Consider the following 21,304-nt stretch of genomic DNA (forward strand, 5'->3'; position numbering starts at 1 on the left):
AAGTGAGTTCAACAAATGTAAAGGAGGTGATCCAGTGTCAAGAACGGTATTGGAGCGAGGTGTCGGAACAGCTTGGGAGGTATCCCGTTAGGGCAGCCCCTGGCGGTTGAAACAGCCTAGGTGGATCGCTGATCTAACCGATCCCACCTCCGTAAACCATTCGATTGGGCCGCTCCTCACCGGGGCGGCCCTTTTCGCATGCGGGTGCGGGTCTTTCCCTCGGGTGCAGGCGATGCGATAGTTGCCACGAAGGAGAGCGTGATGCTGCGGATCAACGACGACATTTCCATTCAGGACTGGGAGCTATCAGAAAGCTTTATGCGGGCCTCGGGGCCAGGCGGCCAGAATGTGAACAAAGTATCCAGCGCGGTGGAGCTTCGGTTCGAGGCCGCGACGTCCCCGTCCATACCGCCCCCTGTTAAGAACCGTTTACGGCGATTGGCAGGCAGGCGTTGGAAAACCGAAGGCGCGTTGGTGCTGCAATGCGACGAAACCCGCAGTCAGGTGCGCAACCGCGAAATTGTTCGGGAACGGCTAAAGGACCTGATTACCGCTGCGCTGAAACCGCCAAAGAGGCGCATTGCGACACGGCCCACGCTGGGATCGAAAAAGCGCCGGTTAAAGGCAAAAAAGACCCGAGGCGAAGTTAAATCGCTGCGCGGACGGGTTGATCCGCCAGAATAACTTTGTCTGCCCATGGCTGCAGACGTTCCATCAACTTTTAAACAGATATACCATTTCGCCGGTTCTTGCCGGTATCAACCCTGTGTCGGCAGATCGCCGCCACAGGGCAGATCAGCCATTGGAACGGATCAGCTTTGGCCCGTGTTCCCCTGACAGACATTCAAGCAATGTCGTTAGTAAATCTAAGGAGAACTCAGATGAAACTTACAACAACGACACTTATCGCGACCCTGATGGCCACTGGCGTTTCTACTGCGGCGATGGCTCAAACTTCCGTAGGCAGCGCTGCTGATGTAAGCTCGGGTGTTAATGCAGATGTTGGTGCATCAGGTTCACTATCCACTGGTTCCACCATGAATGATGCTAAAGATACTGTCGCCAAGACCGGTAAAACGGCAAAAGAAAATTATGGTCAGTTGATCCAGGAACTGCGCGCTGGTGCAGAGACCGACACGCAAACCAAAGCCGAAATTGACGCGTTTGATACCGATGCCAAACTGGATGTCGTGACCGTGTCAGAACTGAAGGCATCCAAGCAAGGCACCACCACCGCCCTCGACGAAGCGCTGGATGCACAGGCCGAGGCTGTTGACGATATGCGCGCCTCTGTCGCTGCCAACACTGACCTGAGCGCAGACCTGGAAGCCGAAGGTTTTGCGTCCGAAGACGTTGTCGCCGTGCGCGGTAATGGCATGGGTGGGCTGACACTGATCGTTGACGACCGGAGCTAACCCGACCGACGATATGCCCCGCATTCTGCGGGAGGCATAAGGCAGAGGGGCCGGTGGGAAACCACCGGCCCCTTTCGCGTGTGGATCAGACGATGACTTTTTGCGCGGTCTGATCACCGACGCCAAAGACACGTTTGTAGCGGTCGATCTCTGATTGCGGACCCATGGCCTTGTTCGGGTTGTCCGACAGTTTGACCGTAGGGTTCCCGTTCGCCTCGACCGCTTTGCATACCAGAGAGAACGGGGCGAGCGCGTCATCCGGCACAAGCCCGCGAAAATCATTGGTCAGCAAGGTGCCCCAGCCAAACGAGGCTTTGACCTTGCCCTCAAACTGGCGGTGCAGTTCCTTGATCTTGGCAACATCCAGACCATCGCTGAAAATCACACGCTTTTCGCTGGGGTCTTCGCCACGGGACTTCCACCAATCAATCGCCGTTTGCGCCGCGACCGCCGGATCGCCGCTATCCACACGGATGCCTGTCCAACCCGCGAGCCAGTCAGGGGCGTTGTCCAAGAACCCTTTGGTGCCATAGGTGTCGGGCAGAATGATGCGCAGATTGCCTTCGTGTTCCTCGTGCCAGTCTTGCAGAACATCATAGGGCGCTTGGGCCAGCGCGGCATCGTCCTTTGCCAATGCGGCATAGACCATCGGCAGCTCATGCGCGTTCGTGCCGATCGCTTCGACCTCGCGGCTCATGGCGATTTTGCAGTTCGATGTGCCGGTGAAGGCACTGCCCAAGCCTTCTTGCATGGCCTGCACGCACCAGTCTTGCCACAGGAATGAATGACGGCGACGGGTGCCGAAATCAGCGATCGACAGGTTGGGTATATCCCGCAAAGCTTCGATCTTTTCCCAGACACGGGTCATGCCGCGCGCATAGAGCACCTGCAGCTCGAACCGGCCCATGCGATCCAGCACGGCGCGGCTGCGCAGTTCCATCAATACCGCGAGGGCGGGAATTTCCCATAGCATCACCTCGGGCCACGACCCTTCGAATGTCAGCTCGTACTGGTCGCCCTTGCGTTCAAGGTGGTAGGGCGGCAGGCGCAACCCTTCGAACCATTCCATGAAATCGGGGCGGAACATCTGGCGTTTGCCGTAAAAGGTATTGCCCCGCAGCCATGTGCTTTCACCGCGGCTAAGCGAAAGGGACCGGATGTGATCCAGCTGTTCGCGCAGCTCGCCTTCGTCGATCAAATCTGCCAGCGGGATGTGTTTGGACCGGTTGATCAGGCTAAAGGTGACCTGCGTTTCCGGCTTGTTGCGGAAAACCGACTGACACATCAATAGCTTATAGAAATCCGTATCGATCAGGGACCGCACAATCGGGTCGATCTTCCACTTGTGGTTCCAGACGCGGCTTGCAATGTCGACCATGGTTAAAGCTCCCTTAGGCGGTGTGTTTGTGGCCCATCCATCTTGGACGGGCAAGGGAATTGCCGCTGACACAGTGCAAAACCTGTGGTAATCCACCGACTTAACCCCCGAAAGGAGCGCTGCTAGATGCTGGAATGGCCCAATCTCTTGCGAGAGTTGATCACACTGTTTGTCGTGATCGACCCTATTGGCAGCCTTCCGGTCTTTCTTTTCGCAACAGCAAATGTCCCGCAACGCCTGCACAAAAGCTTTGCCCTGCGGGCCGTGCTGGTGGCCGGTCTGGTCTTGCTTGGATTCCTCGTGGGCGGGCAATATCTGCTGGAGAACCTTGGACTGCGGCTGGGGTCGTTTCAGGTCGCGGGCGGGATTATCCTTTTCCTGTTCGCGCTGAGCATGATTTTCGGAGACCCGAAACCCACGCAGGAAATCGAAGCCGCAGAGCGGGATCATCTTGCGGGTGCCGTATTTCCGCTGGCCATGCCCTCTATCGCATCACCGGGTGCAATGCTGGCGATCGTCATTCTGACGGACAATCACACCAACCAGATATCCGACCAGCTGGTGACAGCCGGATTGCTGCTGGTGGTGTTGCTGTTCACCCTTGTATTGCTGTTGCTGGCCGGTCGTATTGGCCATCTGATGGGCACGACAGGTGCCAGCGTGATCAGCCGCGTCATGGGGATCATTCTGGCGACCGTCGCTGTCGATGCGACGCTAGGCGGGCTGGATGCGCTGGACATCCTGAACATCGCCCCCGTCGAGGATGCCCCTCTTAGCGCAGAGTAACCCCCGCCGCCATCATCGCATCCTGCGCGGCAGCCAGCGATCCGTCCAGATCAATAGCACGGCACAGATCCAGCCGGACCTCGACGTCAAAGCCTAGTTTGGCCGCATCCACAGCCGAAAACTGCACGCAGAAATCAAGCGCCAAGCCCACCATCGTCAACTGGGTAATGCCGCGTGTGCGCAGGTATCCCTCTAATCCGGTGGGCGTCTTTTGGTCATTCTCGAAGAAGGCGGAATAGCTGTCGATAGCGGGGTTGTACCCTTTGCGAATGATCATATCCGCGCGGGTTTGGTCCAGCTTGGGGTGAAGCGCAGCACCAGCGCAGCCCTGAATACAGTGGTCGGGCCAAAGCACCTGCGGGCCGTAGGGCATCTGCGTCACGTCAAACGGAGCCTGCCCCGCGTGCGACGACGCGAACGAGGAATGCCCCGCGGGATGCCAGTCCTGTGTCAAAACCACAGCATCCGCCTGCTGCATCAGCGCGTTGATACCGCCTATGATCGCGTCGCCATCCGACACAGCAAGCGCCCCGCCGGGGCAGAAATCATTTTGCACATCAATCACGATCACGGCGTGGGTCATATCAGGTTCCTCATGGGCCAACTTGCGCTAACGAACATAGCACGGTGCAGGTGGCACGGCACCCCCCTTGCCTGAACCGACACATGGGCGTATCTCAGCGCGCATGTATACCATTGCCGCCCTTTATCACTTCAGCCGCTTTGACGCGCCTGACGCCCTGCGCCCGCCGCTGATTGCCCTTTGTGCTCAGCATGAGGTCAAAGGCACGTTGCTTGTCGCCGCCGAAGGCATCAATGGCACGATTGCCGGCCCACGTGCGGGCATCGACGCGGTGATTGCGCATATCCGTGCCCTACCCGGTTGCGCCGATCTGGAGTGGAAGGAAAGCACCGCCACCGAGCCCCCTTTCGGTAAGATGAAGGTCCGCCTGAAACGCGAGATCGTGACGATGGGGCAACCCGACGTCGATCCGCTTGCTAAGGTCGGGCACTATGTCAATCCTGCCGAGTGGAACGATCTGATCGGGCGGGACGATGTTGCGGTGATCGATACCCGCAACGACTATGAGGTCGCGATCGGAACGTTCAACGGGGCCATCGACCCCGAGACCCAAAGCTTTGGCGAATTCCCCGCCTGGTGGGAGGCGAACAAAGACCGGTTTCACAACAAGAAAATCGCGATGTTCTGCACCGGCGGCATCCGCTGCGAGAAATCAACCAACTACCTGATCGGTCAGGGTGTCGAGGACGTGTTCCACCTCAAGGGCGGGATCCTCAAATACCTTGAAGACGTCCCGCAAGAACAAAGCAGCTGGCAGGGCGATTGCTTTGTGTTCGATAACCGCGTCAGCGTTGGCCACGGGCTGAAAGAAGGGCCGCATATGCTGTGCCACGGCTGCCGCCGCCCGATCCTGCCCGAGGACACAACCAAAGCGGGGTACGAGGCAGGCGTCAGTTGTCTGCACTGCGTCGATCAAACCTCTGACGCCGATAAGGCGCGGTTCCGTGAACGCCAACGCCAGATGAGCCTCGCTAAGTCACGCGGCGAAACCCACCGTAGCTGATCGCGCGCGGCCCGCTCTTTTCCAAGCACGGGCCTGTGATGTTGGGTTAAACGCCGAACCCTTCGCGCCCGATGGAAACATAGGCCGTAAACCCGGCGCGTTTCGCGTCTTTGGGACTGTAGATATTGCGCAAGTCCGCCAATACCGGCGTCGCCATCCGTTTGGCCATACGCGTAAGGTCCAGTGCGCGAAACTCGTTCCATTCGGTCAGAATAACCAATGCATCGGCGTTTTGCGCGGCCTTATAGGCGTCATCCATCCAAGACACGCCCGGCAACAAAGCCTCGCCCTCGCGTTTACCCTGCGGATCAACCACACGCACCTTGGCACCATTGCCGACCAGCGATGGCACGATGGTCAAGCTCGGGGAATCCCGCATATCGTCCGTGTTCGGTTTGAACGTCACCCCCAAAACAGCGATTGTCTTGCCGTTCACCGAGCCGCCACAAATATCGACGACCTTGTCGATCATCCGGCGTTTGACCTCGTCGTTTACCTTGATCACGGTCTCTGTCAGCTGCATGGGGACGGAATGATCCTGACCCATCCGCGCCAAAGCCTGCGTGTCTTTCGGGAAACAGCTGCCACCATAGCCAGGCCCCGCATGCAGAAACTTGGACCCGATCCGGTTGTCGAGCCCCATGCCCTTTGACACCATTTTCACGTCAGCGCCTGTACGCTCACAGAGCGCGGCGATTTCGTTAATAAAGGTAATCTTGGTCGCCAGAAATGCATTGGCGGCATATTTGATCATCTCGGCGCTTTCGAGATCGGTAGACATGATCGAAAACTCGCGCAGCGAGAGCGGGCGGTAGATGTCCTTCATCACCTGTTCGGCGCGTTCATTCTGCGTGCCTACAACCACGCGGTCGGGCCGCATGAAATCATCGATCGCGGCCCCTTCGCGCAAGAATTCGGGGTTGGACGCGACATCGAACTCTGCCTTCGGGTTGGCTTTGGACACAACCTGTTTGACCTGGCGGTTGGTGCCCACAGGGACGGTCGATTTGGTGACGATCACGGCGTAACCGGTAAGCTCGGCTGCGATTTCTTCAGCGGCCGCCATGACATAGGTCAGATCGGCATGACCGTCCCCGCGGCGCGTCGGTGTGCCGACGGCGATAAACACAGCATCCGCGCCATCCACAGCTTTTTTCAGGTCGCCGGTGAAAGACAATCGCCCTGCGGCGACATTCTTGGCCATCAGATCATCAAGGCCGGGCTCATAGATTGGGACGATGCCCTGTTCCAGCTTTTCAATCTTGGCCGGATCTTTATCGACGCAAATCACGTCGTGACCGAAATCAGAAAAACAAACACCCGAAACCAAGCCGACATAGCCGGTGCCAATCATCGCAATCTTCATAAAAATCTATCCTAAATCTATTAGACAGTCAGCAAGCCACGCCAGCCGGTGCACCCACATCTAGTAGTCTGAAAGCGCAAAACCAAGATAGGCCAATGGCATCAGCATTCTGCGCATCCGCCCCAGTTCGAACTTTCGCAACGGGTTTTGCATGATCTGTGGGTAGGGCCGGTCGATGGGTTTGTCCATAACCAGATCCGCAATCAATCCGCCAGAATAGCTCCCCATGGCCACACCATTCCCATGATAACAAAGACTTGCATACAAGCCTCCGGGGTCGGGCAGCTTCCCGACAAAGGGCGTTTGGGCGCGCGAAAGGCATACCATGCCGGACCAATGATGGGGCGTTTCCACATGTTTCCAAGCCGGAAAAAACTTTTCGAAATCACGCCGCACCCGTGCGACGGCGCGCGCCTCGGCGCTTTTGCCAGTCAAAAGGCCACCGCGCATCCCGAACAACATCCTACGATCCGGCATGAGCCGGAAATAATGTAGCAAATTGCGCGTATCCGAAGCCATGAAATCTGTCGTCCACCCCGCCTCTTCCAGCTCAGTCTCGCTCAGGGGGCGTGTCACAAGAACAGTCGATTGCGCGGGCATATATCGCGCCGTTAGACTTGGCACCACATTTTCAGATGAATAGCCATTCGTCGCGATAATGACTTTTTCCGCCGTCAGTCGACCTTGCGGCGTCTGGATTTCATGCCCCTTGGTCGATTGCCGTATCTTGATCGCCGCGGTATCATGATAGATCACCGCGCCAGCCTTTTCCGCCGCGGCAGCAAGCCCGGTCGCGTATTTCCGCGGGTTTAGCGCAAAGCCGGCCGGGATATGCAATGCCCCATGAAACGGGCCGGACAGCCCGTTCGAGGCAAAATCCTTCCTCTCGATCAGCCGCGCGGACAGCCCGTAGTTTTCGCGCACCGCGTCGACACGCGCGGCGAAACCATCCATATCTTTGGGCCGGTGGGCCAATTCGATCTCGCCATCAGAGTGGCGGTCCACGTCGATATTATGGCGACTGATCAGGTCGTCGACGAAATTAATTGCCGCAAGCTCCGCTGCGCGAAAGTTCAGCCGATCTTCCCGCCCCGCAAGCTTGTCGAGCGCCACATCATCAAGCCGCCCCCCACCGAGACAACAAAAGCCACCGTTGCGACCCGATGCCCCCCAGCCGACGTATCTATGTTCCAGTACGACAACCGAATACCCCGCCTCTGCCAAGCGCAGCGCCGCAGAAAGGCCCGTAAACCCACCACCCACGACTGCAACATCGCACGAAACGTCACCGTTCAAGGCTAGGCGATCCACAATATCGCTGGTTTGATCCCACCAACAGTTCTTCCTCGGCTCATCTGTATAGGCGAAACCGTTAAATATTCGTTTCATGGGGTCATCATTTCACGTCACCGCCCGCTCAGCCGCCCGAACATCTCGTTGGGCTTTGACCGCTTTGCGTTTAGAAATCAGGGAAGCGGCGATAACCCCGAAGGTCACGATACCAATCATAATGGTCGAGAGCGCGTTGATCTCGGGCGAAACTCCAAGACGCACAGCGCTCCAGATCTTGATCGGTAGAGTTGTCGAGGACGGGCCGGTGGTAAACGAAGCGATCACTAGGTCATCCAGCGACAGGGTGAAGGCCAGAAGCCACCCTGAAATAACCGCCGGCGCAATGATTGGCAGGGTCACCAAACGGAAAGCATCAAAGGGCGAGCATCCGAGATCCAGCGCAGCTTCCTCCAGCGACCGGTCGAACGTCACCAACCGCGAGGAAACGACAACAGACACATAGCACATCGAAAAGGTCGTATGTGCCAGTACAATCGTCAGCGTTCCCCTGTCCAATCCGATCCCGATAAAGAGCAGAAGCAGGGATAGCCCAGTAATTACCTCTGGCATGACAAGCGGCGCGTAAATCATACCCGAGAACAGCGTGCGCCCTGCAAACCGCCCCCCCCGCACCAGGATATAGGCCGCCATCGTCCCCAACACCGTCGCTAGCGTCGAAGACACAACCGCAACCTTAAGCGTTACCAATGCAGCATTCAGGAACGCATCGTTCTGCAGCAGCTCTCCATACCATTTTGTTGAAAAACCCGCCCACACGGTGACAAGCTTTGAGCTGTTGAAACTGTAGATGACCAGCAAGACCATCGGGAGATAAAGAAACGCAAACCCCAAGGTGAGCGACGTAATATTGAACCAGCTCGCGCGTCTCATGACTCCACCTCGGCCTGACGTTGCTGATTGCGCTGAAACAGGACAATCGGAACAATCAGGATCAAAAGCAGGATCACCGCAACCGCACTCGCCACGGGCCAATCGCGATTGTTAAAAAACTCCTCAAACAGGACCTTACCAATCATAAGCGTCCCCGATCCCCCTAGCAGGGACGGGATCACAAATTCGCCCAGCGCAGGGATAAACACAAGGAAGCACCCCGCAATAATCCCGTTGCGTGACAAGGGTATAGTAACCAACCAAAACGCCTTTAGCCGTGAACACCCCAAATCTTCGGCGGCCTCGATCAGGGATTCGTCTAGCCGATCCAGTGCGGCATAGATCGGTAGAATCATAAATGGCAGATACGTGTAAACAATTCCTATATAAACAGCGGTGGTCGTGTTCATGATCGTCAAAGGCGCATCAATGATACCCAGCCAAAGAAGGAATTGGTTCAGCAGCCCCTCATTGCTCAGAATGCCAACCCACGCGTAGACGCGGATTAGAAAGCTTGTCCAAAACGGCAAAATTACCAGCATCATCAAGGTTGGACGCCACTCTTCAGGCGCGCGCGCCATGCCGTAGGCCATTGGGTAGCCAACTAAGACAGCTAAAATCGTAGATATTAACGCAATCTTCAAACTGCTCAGGTAAGCCCTCCAGTACAGATCGTCTGAAGCGAGAAAAATAAAGTTTTCCAGGTCAAATGCCTTAAACATCGCCGAGATTCCGTCTTTTGCAGTCGGAGAATAAGGAGGAATAGACAACGCCAAATCAGAAAGCGAAATTTTGAAGACAATAATGAAGGGGATCAAAAACAGGGCAAGCAGCCACGCATAGGGCACTGCAATAAGGATGAAGCGGCGTATATTCATCGCTCTAACAGGACGCCGGCGGTGGCGCTCCAGGAAATCCAGACGCTGTCTTCCCACGTAATCGTGCGGCGTGACAACCGTCGCGTATTCGCTGTCTGGGCCTTGATCACTTGCCCTCCGCCAAGTTGAACGTGGTAGGTGCTGAGGTTGCCGAGATATGCGATGTCAAGAACGGTGCCCTGAACAGCGTTTTTCATCTCCGTTGGCTTATCGACTGAAATGGCGATCTTCTCCGGCCTGATTGCGAGATGGGCTGGCTGGCTTTCACTGAAAGTGCGATCTGATGCTGCAAGCAACGGGGCTTCGTTGGCCACCCAATCAAGATGGTACATCTCGTCACCGGCGGCCTTCACAGTGCCGGAAATGATGTTCACATCACCAATAAAGTCGGCAACATAAACGGAATTAGGTGCTTCATATATCCTGTCGGGCGTTGCCACCTGGATGATCTGCCCCTCATCCATCACCGCCACGCGGCTGGCAACAGTCATTGCTTCTTCTTGGTCGTGGGTGACGATAACGAAAGTTGTGCCCGTGCTTTCTTGAATATCCATTAGTTCAAACTGGGTATCCTGTCGCAACTTCTTGTCCAACGCGCCAAGAGGTTCATCTAACAATAAAAGCTTCGGCGCTTTGGCAAGGGCACGCGCAAGGGCAACACGTTGCCGCTGCCCACCAGATATCTGATGGGGCTTGCGTTTGGCAAATTTGGTGAGGCGCGTTAGTTTAAGCATCTCTTCCACGCGCACGGCGATGTCCGCTTTGGTCATATCGCCGCGCTTCAAACCAAAGGCGATATTTTCCCAGATCGATAGGTGGGGGAACAGGGCGTAAGACTGAAACATCATGTTCACGGCCCGCTTGTTCGGCGGAACGCCCGCAATATTTTTGCCGGCTAATTCAATTTTTCCCGCACTTGGGTTTTCGAACCCTGCGAGCATACGCATCATTGTCGTTTTGCCACAGCCGGATGGACCAAGAAGCGCAAAGAATTCGCTTTCGTAGATACTAAGCGAAAGGTTATCGATCGCGACAAAATCACCGAAACGTTTGGTCACATCATCAAATCGGATAAGCGGCTTTTCGTTCGGGTCATCCCATGGGGCGAAAACGGGTTGGCTCACTTTGGTCTATCCTTTGCACAGCGATTTACCCCTTTGGCGAAAGGGGGGATGGATCAGGTCAAAACTCTAGGGTTCTGACCTGAAACAGATTTTAGATACCAGATTTTATTTTGGTCCACATACGCGTGATGACACGCTGCAGTTTGGGTGGATATGAAGAGATGGTATACAGGTTTTCCAAGGTGGCTTCGTCAGGATAGATTGCAGTGTCCCCAAAGACATCTTCGGCCAAGAACTCTTGGCTCGCCTTGTTGCCATTTGCATAATAAACATAGTTTGATGCGGCGGCCATGTTCTCGGGGTCCATGATGAAGTTCAAGAACTTATGCGCCCCATCCGGGTTAGGCGCATCAGCCGGAATAGCCATATTGTCGAACCACATCAACGCGCCTTCCTTCGGTGCGTAATAGGCAATTTCCACACCATTGTCCGCTTCGGCTGCACGATCACGTGATTGAAGGATGTCGCCTGACCAACCAAAGGCGACACAAATGTCCCCGTTGGCCAGTGCGTTGATGTATTCTGAACTATGGAATTTTTGTACATAGGGGGCGACCGCTGTCAAAATCGGCTCTGCCTTGGCGATCACGTCGGGGTCTTGTGATTGAGGTGCTTCGCCAACATACTTAAGCGCGGCCGGGATCATTTCTGTTGGTGCATCCAAGAAATGCACCCCACATTCAGCGAGCTTTTCCATGTTTTCGGGGTTAAAAACAAGCTCGAGTGAATCAACGGGCGCATCCTCACCCAAAACCTCTTTCACCTTGCCGACGTTTACACCCAGACCCGTCGTGCCCCACATGTAGTTCACAGCATACTGGTTGTCAGGGTCGTACTTTGAAACACGCTCTTCGATGACGTCCCACATGTTAACAATGTTAGGCAGCTTGTCTTTATCGAGTTTCTGAAAAACACCAGCCGATATCTGACGCTCTAGGAACGTGCCTGTCGGAACGACAACATCATAGCCAGAGCCACCGGCAAGCATTTTGGTTTCAAGCACTTCGTTGCTGTCAAAGACATCATAGATCAGTTCGATGCCGGTTTCTTTTTCAAATTTCTGCAACAAGGTTTCATCGATATAGTCGGACCAGTTATAGACCCGCACCTCTTCACCCATTGCGCTGGTGGCGATCAATGCCGTTGCTGCAATTCCGCTAAGCAAGCTGTATTTCATTGTCATCTCCCGTTGTGTAGGCTCGGTTGATCCGGACCTTTCGTCAATTTGATCAAGTTTTGCACCATGCGGCAAGATCATTTATAATTTTACGCAGATGCGGGCCGGGGTTTAAAATACGATCGAGTACAATTTAGGCGAATTTAATGAACGTAGACCCCGCAGACCTCGCGCCACAACAGTCCACGGACAGCCCAGCCAAAGTGCCGGCCCATCAGCACGTCTATGAACGTGTACGCAAGCTGATCTTGTTCGGCGATTTCGCCCCCGGTCAAGCCGTGACAATCCAGGGGCTTGCGGAGACGTTGGGTGCCGGCATGACCCCAATACGCGAAGCCCTGCGTCGATTGATCGCCGAGGGCGCTTTGGTGCATCAGGGCAACCGGCGCGTGTCGGTTCCAATACTGGACCTCGAAGGGATACAAGAGCTTGAATTTATGAGGAGAAAGCTTGAGCCAGAACTTGCGGAGCGCGCCACCGCTCGCATGTCAGAGACTGTTTTAGCCGACCTTACCCGTGTCGACGACCTGTTAAACAGCGCCATCAACCGCGGGGATATCGGCGACTATTTAACCCAGAACTACCGCTTTCACACCATTATCAACACTTGCGCCGACGCGCCCATTCTAGCCGCAACGGTCGATCGCTTGTGGCTAATGTTCGGGCCATCTTTGCGCGTGGTTTGCGGTCGGTTCGGCACCTCGAACCTGCCCGATAAACACGCTGACCTGCTCGCGGCCTTTCGTGATGGCGATGCAGAAAGGGCGGGGCTGGCAATGACCGAGGATGTTTTGCAGGGCATGTTACAGATTCAGGCATCACTTTGATTAAAAGCTGGCCAGCTTATCCCCACTTATCAGCACTGCTGCAGAGTGATTCGATTGACTCCGCACAATTTGATCATATCCTGAGGCTAATCTACTCCCATTCCCAGAGGCGCCCCTTATGACCCACATCACCAACCACATGCCCACCGCCGAGCTGCAAGCGCTTGACGCCGCGCACCACATGCACCCGTTTACCACGAATGACGAGCTTGCCGAAAAAGGTGCGCGGATCATCACGCGGGCCAAAGGCGTTTACCTCACCGACAGCGACGGGAACGAGATCCTTGATGGGATGGCCGGTCTTTGGTGCGTCAACATCGGGTATGGCCGTCAGGAAATGGCCGATGTCGCAGCGCGTCAAATGCTCGAGTTGAACTACTATAACACATTCTTCATGACCTCCCATGTGCCTGCCATCGCGCTGGCTAAAGAGATCGCAGCACTGGCCCCTGGCGATCTGAACCATGTGTTTTTTGCCGGATCAGGGTCCGAAGCGAACGATACAAACATTCGCATGGTCCGCACCTATTGGGACATGAAGGGAAAGCCCGAGAAATCCCACATTATCAGCCGTAAGAATGCCTATCACGGGTCGTCGATTGGATCCGGGTCGCTTGGCGGCATGAGCTATATGCACGCACAGGGTGGCATGCCTATCCCCGGCATTCACCACATCAACCAGCCGGACTGGTGGGTTGAAGGCGGGGACCTTACACCCGAGGCATTCGGGCTAGCGCGTGCGCAAGAGCTTGAAGCCAAAATCCTCGAACTAGGAGCCGATAAGGTTGCCGCCTTTATCGGCGAGCCTATTCAAGGTGCCGGCGGCGTCATTGTTCCGCCAAGCACATACTGGCCTGAAATCCAGCGGATTTGTGACAAATACAACGTATTGATCATCGCGGATGAGGTTATTTGTGGCTTTGGCCGCACCGGCAACTGGTTCGGGTCTGAAACCATGGGGATCAAGCCGCATATCATGACGATCGCCAAAGGCCTTAGCTCTGGCTACCAGCCGATTGGCGGGTCCATTGTCTGTGACGAGATCGCGCAAACCATCGGATCGGGTGAGTTTAACCACGGGTATACCTATTCAGGCCACCCTGTCTGCTCTGCCGTGGCGCTGGAAAACCTGCGGATCATGCAGGACGAAAAGATTCTGGATCACGTGAACAACGTCGCAGCGCCCGCGCTTCAAGAAGGTCTGGCCAAACTGGCAGAGCACCCTTTGGTGGGTACGGTAAACGTTGCCGGCCTGATGGCGTCGCTGCCGCTGTCCCCGCGCAAGGAAACCCGATCAAAGTTCGCAGGCGATGCCGGCACCGTCGGTTTTATGTGCCGGGAACGCTGCTTTGCGAATAACCTGGTAATGCGCCATGTTGGCGATCGGATGATCATCTCTCCGCCGCTGGTCATCACTCCCGAAGAGATCAAAATCTTTATGTCACGCGCCACGAAAGCGCTGGATGAAACCTATGCCGCGGTCAAGGAAGGCAACCTGTTGAAGGCTGCAGAAGACCATGCACATGACGCTGAATCGCCGCTTGGCTAAGCCGCGACTTACATCGGGTCGGGGCGGCAATTGTCGCCCCTCCCTTTGCACCTAGGGCTGCATAAACTTGTCCGTTTGCGACATCTGCACCGCCTGAATTGGCTGCAGAACCACCCGCTCCGAGGGTGCGAAGGGCCGCTTAACCTGCGCCAGTTATTAACGAATTCCCCTTAATTCAAGCCATCTGCATAGTAATTCGGCAGGTAAAAGAACTGTTTCTCGCCAAATAACCGCTAATCTTCCCGCAATTGACGCTTTCTGCCCAAAACTGTCGTTAATTGGTTGCAAACTAGAAACCACCCCGCTTTAACTTTCTGTCAACAAGGGCGCTTGAACGTCACAATAAACGGGGAGCCAACTTTGGCAGATACTTCAGCAACAAATGCGTTTGTAGAATTTGAACGCGTGCAGAAAAGCTATGACGGCGAAAATCTCGTCGTAAAAGATCTTAACCTGTCGATGCCGAAAGGCGAGTTTTTGACGATGCTTGGGCCATCGGGGTCCGGCAAGACCACTTGCCTGATGATGCTGGCCGGATTTGAAACCGCCACCCATGGCGACATCCGCCTTGACGGCAAATCGATCAACAACATCCCCCCGCACAAACGCGGCATTGGAATGGTATTCCAGAACTACGCGCTTTTCCCGCATATGACCGTTGCCGAAAACCTCGCCTTCCCGCTTGAGGTGCGCAAGATCGGCAAGTCCGAGCGTGAAGAGAAAGTAAAGATCGCGCTGGACCGTGTTCAGATGGGCGACTTCGGCGGCCGCCGTCCGGCACAGCTTTCCGGTGGTCAGCAGCAACGTGTTGCCTTGGCCCGTGCTTTGGTCTTCGAACCCGAACTGGTGTTGATGGACGAACCGCTGGGGGCGTTGGACAAACAGCTGCGCGAAACACTGCAGTTCGAGATCACGCATCTGGCGCATGAACTGGGCATCACCGTGGTCTACGTGACCCACGACCAGACCGAAGCGCTGACAATGTCCGACCGCGTGGCCGTGTTTGAAAACGGCCGCATCCAACAGTTGGCCCCGCCCGATCTGTTGTATGAAGAGCCCGAAAACAGCTTTGTTGCGCAGTTCATCGGCGAGAATAACACCCTCGAAGGGGTCGTGACCGAGATCAAGGGCGGCACTTGCCTTGTGCAGCTGGACGGCGGCGGCCTGATCGAGGCAAAGCCGATCAACGTCACACGCGCCGGCGAACGCACCCGCGTATCGATCCGCCCCGAGCGCGTTGAATTCAACAAGGACCGGATGCAGGAAGGGGCGCATACCCTGAAAGCCGAAGTGCTTGAATTTGTCTATATGGGCGACATCTTCCGCACCCGCCTGCGGGTTGCCGGGACCGACAACTTCATCATCAAGACACGAAACGCACCCGATCAGGTTCGTTTGAAGCCAGGCCAGCAGATCGAAATCGGTTGGCTGGCAGAGGATTGCCGCGCCCTCGACGCGTAAGCGTCAGGTCGCGGTCGGCCGTCCAACGATCGACGGCGTCGTACGAGGGTGTGGTTAAGCCCGATATCACATCCTCAAGACCCTAACGGGCATATAATGGGAGACTTACGAATGAAGTTTACGACAACGCTACTCGCATCCTCCGCGATCATTGGCGCTGGCACATTGGCATTCGCCGATGCGCATGCGGACATGGCCAAAGAGATGACGCTTGTTTCCTGGGGTGGCGCATACCAAGCCAGCCAGGACAAAGCATATCTGCAACCCTATCTGGAAATGCACCCTGAAATTTCTGCCGTTTGGGACGAAAGTTCCAACGAAGCCGTGGCCAAGCTGCGCGCGATGAACGAAGCCGGCAATGTGACCTGGGATCTGGTCGACGTGGTTGCCGCTGACGCCATCCGCCTGTGCGACGAAGGTCTGGCGATGGAAATCGACGCCGAGGAAATGCTGGCAGAAGCCCCCGACGGGACATCTGCCGAAGACGACTTTGGCGACCTGCTGGTCAGCGACTGCTTTATCCCGCAGATCGTTTATTCGACCACATTCGGCTACCGCACAGACATGGTTGGCGACACGCCTCCGACCAAAATCTGCGACGTTTTCGACACCGAAGCCTACCCAGGCAAGCGTGCGCTGGAAAAGCGTCCGATCAACAACATGGAATGGGCGCTGCTCTGTGACGGCGTTGCCAAAGACGAAGTCTATGACGTTCTGGCAACCCCCGAAGGTCAAGAGAAGGCTCTGGCCAAGCTCGACACCATCAAGGACGACGTAATCTGGTGGTCCGCCGGTGCCGACACGCCACAGCTGCTGGCCGACGGCGAAGTCGTCATGGGTTCCACCTACAACGGCCGTCTGTTCAGCGTCATCGAAGAACAGGACCAGCCCGTTGCAATGCTTTGGGACGCTCAGGTGTTCGACCTTGACGGTTGGATCATCCCTGCAGGCCTGCCTGACGACCGCCTAGCCCGCGTCAAAGACTTTGTGAAATTCGCGACAGACACACAGCGTCTGGCGGATCAATCGCAGTACATCAGCTACGGCCCTGCCCGTTTGTCCTCCGCCCCTATGGTTGGCAAGCACGCAGAACTGGGCATCGATATGGCACCACACATGCCAACCGATCCGGCCAACGCAAAGAACACGTTCCTGTACAACTACGAGTTCTGGGCTGACTACCGCGACGACATCGACGCGAAATTCCAAGCATGGTTGGCGCAATAAGCGCTTAGCCCGATCGGAGGAGGCCACGCTGGCCTCCTCCACCCCTCGGTATTTGTTATGCCATTTTCCGATTTTCCAGCGACCTAACCCCATGGGGCCGATATGAGCGACACAGCCGACGCGACGAACGACACATCTGAACAGGCCGGCCCCGTGCTTGCGGCCGACGGCACGCCGCTAAAGCGCAGCCTGAACCGGGCACTGCGTCGTCAAAAGCTCAGCGCACTTCTACTGATCGCCCCCCTGCTGATCTTTATCCTAGTCACCTTTATCGCACCGATTGCCGATATGTTGTTCCGCTCTGTCGAGAACCAGATCGTGCAAGACACGCTGCCCCGTACCACGCAAACCCTCGCGGAATGGGACAGTGAAAGCGGCGAAACGCCCGGTGCGCCCGTTTACAAAGCACTCTATGAAGACCTGTTTATTGCGCAAGAACGCAAGCTGCACACTCGCTTGGGCTCGCGGCTCAACTACGAACTGACGGGAGCGTCGTCCCTGTTTCGCAAGTCGGGCCGTGGCGTCGATGACATCGGCGAAGTGTATCAGGACCAATTCGAAGACCTGAATGATTTTTGGAAAAAGGGCGAGAACTGGAACGCCCTTCTTGGCTCCGACGCTTGGTTGACCGAGATTTCCGGCTGGAAGAAATCCACAGGCGATGTGCAGCCCCCATTCGAAATGCGCGAAGGCATGGCAGAGCTTCTGCCCGAGACCGCCGAATACTACGCGATTTTCGCCGACTTCGTTCAGAACGACGACGAAGACAACCTGTATAAAGAAGACCCATGGGCGCTGATTTATTCCGCGTTCTATGACGATCTCACCGGCCCGACTGCGGCACAGATCGCAAGCTACACCGGCCCTGCCTCTGCTGAATTGGGCGAAGCCGCTGCCGCGGCCCCTGCCTTTGAAACTGTCGATTACAAAGCAGCTTTCAGCGAAATTGACAAAGACTGGGGCAAAACACCCATCTGGGGCACGATCCGCGCCTACAGCCCGGCGCTCACCAACGGGTATTTCCTGAACGCAGTCGACATGCAGAAGTCTCCGGACGGCCCTGAATTCCGCCCTGACAATGAACGCATCTATGGCACGCTGTTCCTGCGCACGCTCTTTATGTCGATCTGCATTACGGTCAGCTGCATCTTGCTAGGCTATCCGGTGGCCTGGATCCTCGCCAACCTGCCCGCCCGCACTGCCAACCTGCTGATGATCCTCGTGCTGCTGCCGTTCTGGACATCGCTTCTGGTGCGCACCTCTGCATGGAAAGTGATGCTGCAGCAGCAAGGTGTCATTAACGATACGCTGGTCTGGCTAGGCATCGTGGCCGATGACAGCCGTCTGGCGTTGATCAACAACCAAACCGGCACGATCATCGCGATGACGCATATCCTGCTGCCGTTCATGATCCTGCCGCTCTATTCCGTGATGCAAACGGTACCACCTAGCTATCTGCGCGCGGCGAAGTCGCTGGGGGCAACCAACTGGACCGCCTTCTGGCGCGTGTACTTCCCGCAATCGGTGCCCGGCATCGGCGCGGGGTCGATCCTCGTGTTCATCCTGTCGATCGGTTACTATATCACGCCGGAAATCGTCGGCGGCACCACGGGGACATTCATCTCGAACCGGATTGCCTACCACATCTCAAGCTCGCTGAACTGGGGCCTCGCGGCCGCACTCGGGGCGATCTTGCTGGCCGTGGTGCTCGGGCTATACTGGACCTACGACAAGATCGTCGGCATCGATAACGTGAAATTGGGAGGCTGATATAATGGTCGCACTCACACCTATCTCCCGCAAACCCGTCGGTTTCTATGTACCGGTCGTCGCCGCCGCAGGTGCCTTTGCCGGCCTGTTCGTCGGCACTGCGCAAGGCAGCGGTCTACTGGGTATCGTGATCGGCGCGCTCACGATGGGCGCGCTGGCGTTCATCCTGACGCAACTGATCAAGAACGAAACCATTGCCCGTTGGGGCTCTGTGATCCTACTCGCCGTCATCGGGTTTATCCTTGGCGGTGTCCCCATGCTGGTGCTCGGGGTCATCTTCGGCTGGTTCTTCGGCTGGTTCAGCTTCTGGCTTTACGAGGGACGCTACCGCGCCAAGGTCGCCCCCTATCTGACCCCCGGTCAGGTGCTTTGGCACTTTGCCTTCCGCATCATCTGTGGCGCGATCCTTGTCTTCCTGATCACACCGATCCTCGTGGTCATGCCACTCAGTTTCAACGCCGAAAACTTCTTTACCTTCACGCCTGAAATGCTGCGCTTTGATCCCGAAGGCTATTCGCTGCGCCACTACAAGGACTTCTTCAACAGCTCTGCATGGCAAGGTGCCGTCTGGAACTCGGTCAAGATCGCCCCCGCCGCGACATTGCTCTCGGTCAGCTTCGGGACGCTCGCCGCCATCGGCCTCAGCCAGCAGCACGTGCCGTTTCGCCGCGCGATCATGGCGATCCTGATTTCGCCGATGATCGTCCCGCTGATCATCTCGGCCGCTGGGATGTACTTCTTCTACAGCCGCGTTGGCCTGCAAGGAACCTATGTCGGTGTCGTGCTGGCACACGCGGCCTTAGGCATCCCGTTCGTCATCATCACCGTCACGGCGACGCTGGTGGGCTTTGATCGATCCCTGACCCGCGCGGCGGCGAACATGGGTGCCAATCCGGTCACGACCTTCTTTCGGGTACAAATGCCGCTAATCTTGCCGGGCGTCATTTCGGGCGGGCTGTTTGCCTTCATCACCTCGTTTGACGAAGTCGTCGTGGTCCTTTTTGTCGGCTCTGCCGGTCAGAAAACCCTGCCGTGGCAAATGTTCACCGGCCTGCGCGAACAGATCAGCCCCACGATCCTTGCCGTGGCAACAATCCTCGTGGTGATCTCGATCTGCCTGCTGACCGTGGTCGAACTGCTGCGCCGCCGTTCGGAACGCCTACGCGGCATGTCACCCGGCTAAGCCGCTTCCAAATGGTAAAAAATCCTCGCCGAAGGCATGAGCCGGACCCCAAGGTCCGGCTCATTTCTTTTGCGGCAGACTATTCGCCCGCGGCAGAACGTAAGGCTTCCAACAAACGCAGCGAGGCATAGCCGTCAGGCAACAGTTCCTGCGACAATTGGAACGCGCGCACCGCGCTGATTGTCAGCGGGCCGATCTTGGCATCGATCTTTACCGTATCGAATCCCTGTGCCGTAAGGCGTGTTTGCAGCTCGATCCGCTCGTCGTAGCTGAGCGCCCGATCCTGCACCGGCCAGCTGGCCTCGATCGGCCCGCCCCCGGCGATGCGGTCAGCCAAATGTCCGACCCCGATCACATACGCATCTGCCGAGTTATAGCGTTCGATCACCGCGAAATTGGTATATATCAGAAACGCCGCGCCCTCTGCGCCGCCGGGCAACAGCAAAGACGCAGGCCCGTGATCCTCCAGCACCCCTGTCACGGGGGCCACTCCGAGGGCTGTCCACTCCTCCGCGGTCTTCAGAATATCGCGGCCCGCCAACAGATAGTCGAACCCGTCGGGCAGTTGCACTTCAACGCCCCAAGGCTGGCCCGAGACCCAGCCGAAATGCTTGAGATACGCCGCGGTCGAGGCCAGCGCATCACGCGGATCGTCGCCCCAAATGTCACGCTTGCCGTCTGCGGTGAAATCTTCGGCATAAAGTTGGAAGGACGACGGCATAAACTGAGTATGCCCCATCGCCCCTGCCCAACTGCCCTGCATCTGCGACGGTGTGGTATCGCCTGCCTGCAAAATCCGCAGCGCGTCCAGCAGCTCGCCTTCGAAGAACGCCCGCCGCCGCCCGTCATAGGCCAGCGTCGCGAGCGAGGTCAGCACCGGATCGCTGCCCCTGAACGTGCCATAGGCGCTTTCCAGTCCCCAAATCGCGGTGATGATCTCTTTTTCAACGCCATAGCGTTTTTCAATCTGCGCCAGCGCATCTGCCTGTTCAGCGAGCGCCTTTTTACCGTTGGCAATCCGCAGGTCAGAGGTCGCGGTTTCCAGATAGTCCCAGATGGTTTTGGTGAATTCTGACTGGTTTCGATCACGGCGAATGACCTCTGTGTCATAACGCACTGTTTGCATCGCGCGGTCAAACACTGCGCCATCGATCCCTGCCGCCAACGCACGGGCGCGGAACGCGGTCAGCCAGTCTTGCAGCCCCGCGTCGCTTCCGGTCTCTTGCGCGGCGACAGCAGGGCGCGCCGCGCTGTCCGTCTGGGCCAACAGCCCTGTCACGGGGCCAACAGTCAATGTCACCCCGGTGGCCAATACAGCAATCGTTAGCAGTTTCATAAACAGACCCTTCCCAGC

Annotated in this window: 19 protein-coding genes; 10 read left to right on the forward strand and 9 right to left on the reverse strand. The window is 56.6% G+C overall.

The features are described 5' to 3' along the window. The first annotated feature begins 261 nt into the window (after positions 1 to 261). Positions 262 to 684, forward strand: a complete 423-nt coding sequence (arfB, locus tag BLQ98_RS04025; RefSeq protein WP_093732059.1) for an alternative ribosome rescue aminoacyl-tRNA hydrolase ArfB — start codon at positions 262 to 264, stop codon at positions 682 to 684. Between the two features lie 197 nt (positions 685 to 881). Continuing rightward, entirely contained in the window at positions 882 to 1,415 is a 534-nt protein-coding gene (locus BLQ98_RS04030; protein ID WP_093732060.1) for a nicotinate phosphoribosyltransferase, read from the forward strand. Between the two features lie 85 nt (positions 1,416 to 1,500). Here BLQ98_RS04030 and pncB read toward each other — a convergent pair whose 3' ends face one another. Beyond that, positions 1,501 to 2,793, reverse strand: coding sequence for a nicotinate phosphoribosyltransferase (pncB, locus tag BLQ98_RS04035; RefSeq protein ID WP_093732061.1), 1,293 nt, complete (start codon positions 2,791 to 2,793; stop codon positions 1,501 to 1,503). Between the two features lie 126 nt (positions 2,794 to 2,919). Between pncB and BLQ98_RS04040 the strand changes: the two genes are divergently transcribed. Then, positions 2,920 to 3,579: a MarC family protein gene (locus tag BLQ98_RS04040; RefSeq protein WP_093732062.1), complete on the forward strand. Its 660-nt coding sequence runs from the start codon at positions 2,920 to 2,922 to the stop codon at positions 3,577 to 3,579. Here the strand turns inward: BLQ98_RS04040 and pncA are convergent. Next, positions 3,566 to 4,162, reverse strand: coding sequence for a bifunctional nicotinamidase/pyrazinamidase (pncA, locus tag BLQ98_RS04045; RefSeq protein WP_093732063.1), 597 nt, complete (start codon positions 4,160 to 4,162; stop codon positions 3,566 to 3,568). The two genes, BLQ98_RS04040 and pncA, sit on opposite strands and share 14 nt — an antisense overlap. Before the next feature lie 103 nt (positions 4,163 to 4,265). On the opposite strand from pncA, the gene trhO reads away from it, so the two are divergent. Continuing rightward, on the forward strand, positions 4,266 to 5,165 hold the full coding sequence (gene trhO / locus BLQ98_RS04050) for an oxygen-dependent tRNA uridine(34) hydroxylase TrhO (protein WP_093732064.1): 900 nt from the start codon (positions 4,266 to 4,268) through the stop codon (positions 5,163 to 5,165). Between the two features lie 46 nt (positions 5,166 to 5,211). On the opposite strand, the gene BLQ98_RS04055 is transcribed toward trhO, so the two are convergent. From BLQ98_RS04055 to BLQ98_RS04080, 6 genes are all read right to left on the reverse strand, one after another. Next, positions 5,212 to 6,531, reverse strand: a complete 1,320-nt coding sequence (locus BLQ98_RS04055) for a UDP-glucose dehydrogenase family protein (RefSeq protein ID WP_093732065.1) — start codon at positions 6,529 to 6,531, stop codon at positions 5,212 to 5,214. Between the two features lie 60 nt (positions 6,532 to 6,591). Next, on the reverse strand, positions 6,592 to 7,920 hold the full coding sequence (locus BLQ98_RS04060) for an NAD(P)/FAD-dependent oxidoreductase (protein WP_093732066.1): 1,329 nt from the start codon (positions 7,918 to 7,920) through the stop codon (positions 6,592 to 6,594). Between the two features lie 12 nt (positions 7,921 to 7,932). Beyond that, entirely contained in the window at positions 7,933 to 8,754 is an 822-nt protein-coding gene (locus BLQ98_RS04065) for an ABC transporter permease (protein ID WP_093732067.1), read from the reverse strand. Continuing rightward, on the reverse strand, positions 8,751 to 9,632 hold the full coding sequence (locus tag BLQ98_RS04070) for an ABC transporter permease subunit (RefSeq protein WP_093732068.1): 882 nt from the start codon (positions 9,630 to 9,632) through the stop codon (positions 8,751 to 8,753). The genes BLQ98_RS04065 and BLQ98_RS04070 overlap by 4 nt, the downstream gene beginning before the upstream one ends. Next, positions 9,629 to 10,756, reverse strand: coding sequence for an ABC transporter ATP-binding protein (locus BLQ98_RS04075; protein ID WP_093732069.1), 1,128 nt, complete (start codon positions 10,754 to 10,756; stop codon positions 9,629 to 9,631). Before BLQ98_RS04075 ends, BLQ98_RS04070 begins: the two co-directional genes overlap by 4 nt. A 91-nt stretch (positions 10,757 to 10,847) precedes the next feature. Continuing rightward, positions 10,848 to 11,933, reverse strand: a complete 1,086-nt coding sequence (locus tag BLQ98_RS04080) for a polyamine ABC transporter substrate-binding protein (protein WP_093732070.1) — start codon at positions 11,931 to 11,933, stop codon at positions 10,848 to 10,850. Positions 11,934 to 12,079: 146 nt separating this feature from the next. Here BLQ98_RS04080 and BLQ98_RS04085 point away from each other — a divergent pair, with 146 nt between their 5' ends. The 6 genes from BLQ98_RS04085 to BLQ98_RS04110 all read left to right on the forward strand — a co-directional run bounded on the left by BLQ98_RS04085 (position 12,080) and on the right by BLQ98_RS04110 (position 19,950). After that, positions 12,080 to 12,760: a GntR family transcriptional regulator gene (locus BLQ98_RS04085; protein WP_093732071.1), complete on the forward strand. Its 681-nt coding sequence runs from the start codon at positions 12,080 to 12,082 to the stop codon at positions 12,758 to 12,760. A 118-nt stretch (positions 12,761 to 12,878) separates the two neighbouring features. Further along, on the forward strand, positions 12,879 to 14,309 hold the full coding sequence (locus BLQ98_RS04090) for an aspartate aminotransferase family protein (RefSeq protein WP_093732072.1): 1,431 nt from the start codon (positions 12,879 to 12,881) through the stop codon (positions 14,307 to 14,309). A gap of 360 nt (positions 14,310 to 14,669) precedes the next feature. After that, positions 14,670 to 15,770, forward strand: coding sequence for an ABC transporter ATP-binding protein (locus tag BLQ98_RS04095; RefSeq protein ID WP_005850522.1), 1,101 nt, complete (start codon positions 14,670 to 14,672; stop codon positions 15,768 to 15,770). A 111-nt stretch (positions 15,771 to 15,881) separates the two neighbouring features. Further along, complete coding sequence (locus BLQ98_RS04100; RefSeq protein ID WP_093732073.1) at positions 15,882 to 16,997, forward strand: extracellular solute-binding protein; 1,116 nt, start codon at positions 15,882 to 15,884, stop codon at positions 16,995 to 16,997. 102 nt (positions 16,998 to 17,099) lie between these two features. After that, positions 17,100 to 18,767 carry an ABC transporter permease gene (locus tag BLQ98_RS04105; RefSeq protein ID WP_093732074.1) on the forward strand — a complete coding sequence of 556 codons (1,668 nt, stop codon included), beginning with the start codon at positions 17,100 to 17,102 and terminating at the stop codon, positions 18,765 to 18,767. 4 nt (positions 18,768 to 18,771) lie between these two features. Next, complete coding sequence (locus tag BLQ98_RS04110; protein ID WP_093732075.1) at positions 18,772 to 19,950, forward strand: ABC transporter permease; 1,179 nt, start codon at positions 18,772 to 18,774, stop codon at positions 19,948 to 19,950. A 79-nt stretch (positions 19,951 to 20,029) separates the two neighbouring features. Here the strand turns inward: BLQ98_RS04110 and BLQ98_RS04115 are convergent, their stop codons facing one another. After that, positions 20,030 to 21,286 (reverse strand): lytic murein transglycosylase, encoded by a 1,257-nt coding sequence (locus BLQ98_RS04115; RefSeq protein ID WP_093732076.1) that lies wholly within the window; start codon positions 21,284 to 21,286, stop codon positions 20,030 to 20,032. Between the last annotated feature and the right edge of the window lie 18 nt (positions 21,287 to 21,304).

This window comes from Sulfitobacter litoralis, assembly GCF_900103185.1.
Taxonomy (GTDB): Bacteria; Pseudomonadota; Alphaproteobacteria; order Rhodobacterales; family Rhodobacteraceae; genus Sulfitobacter; species Sulfitobacter litoralis.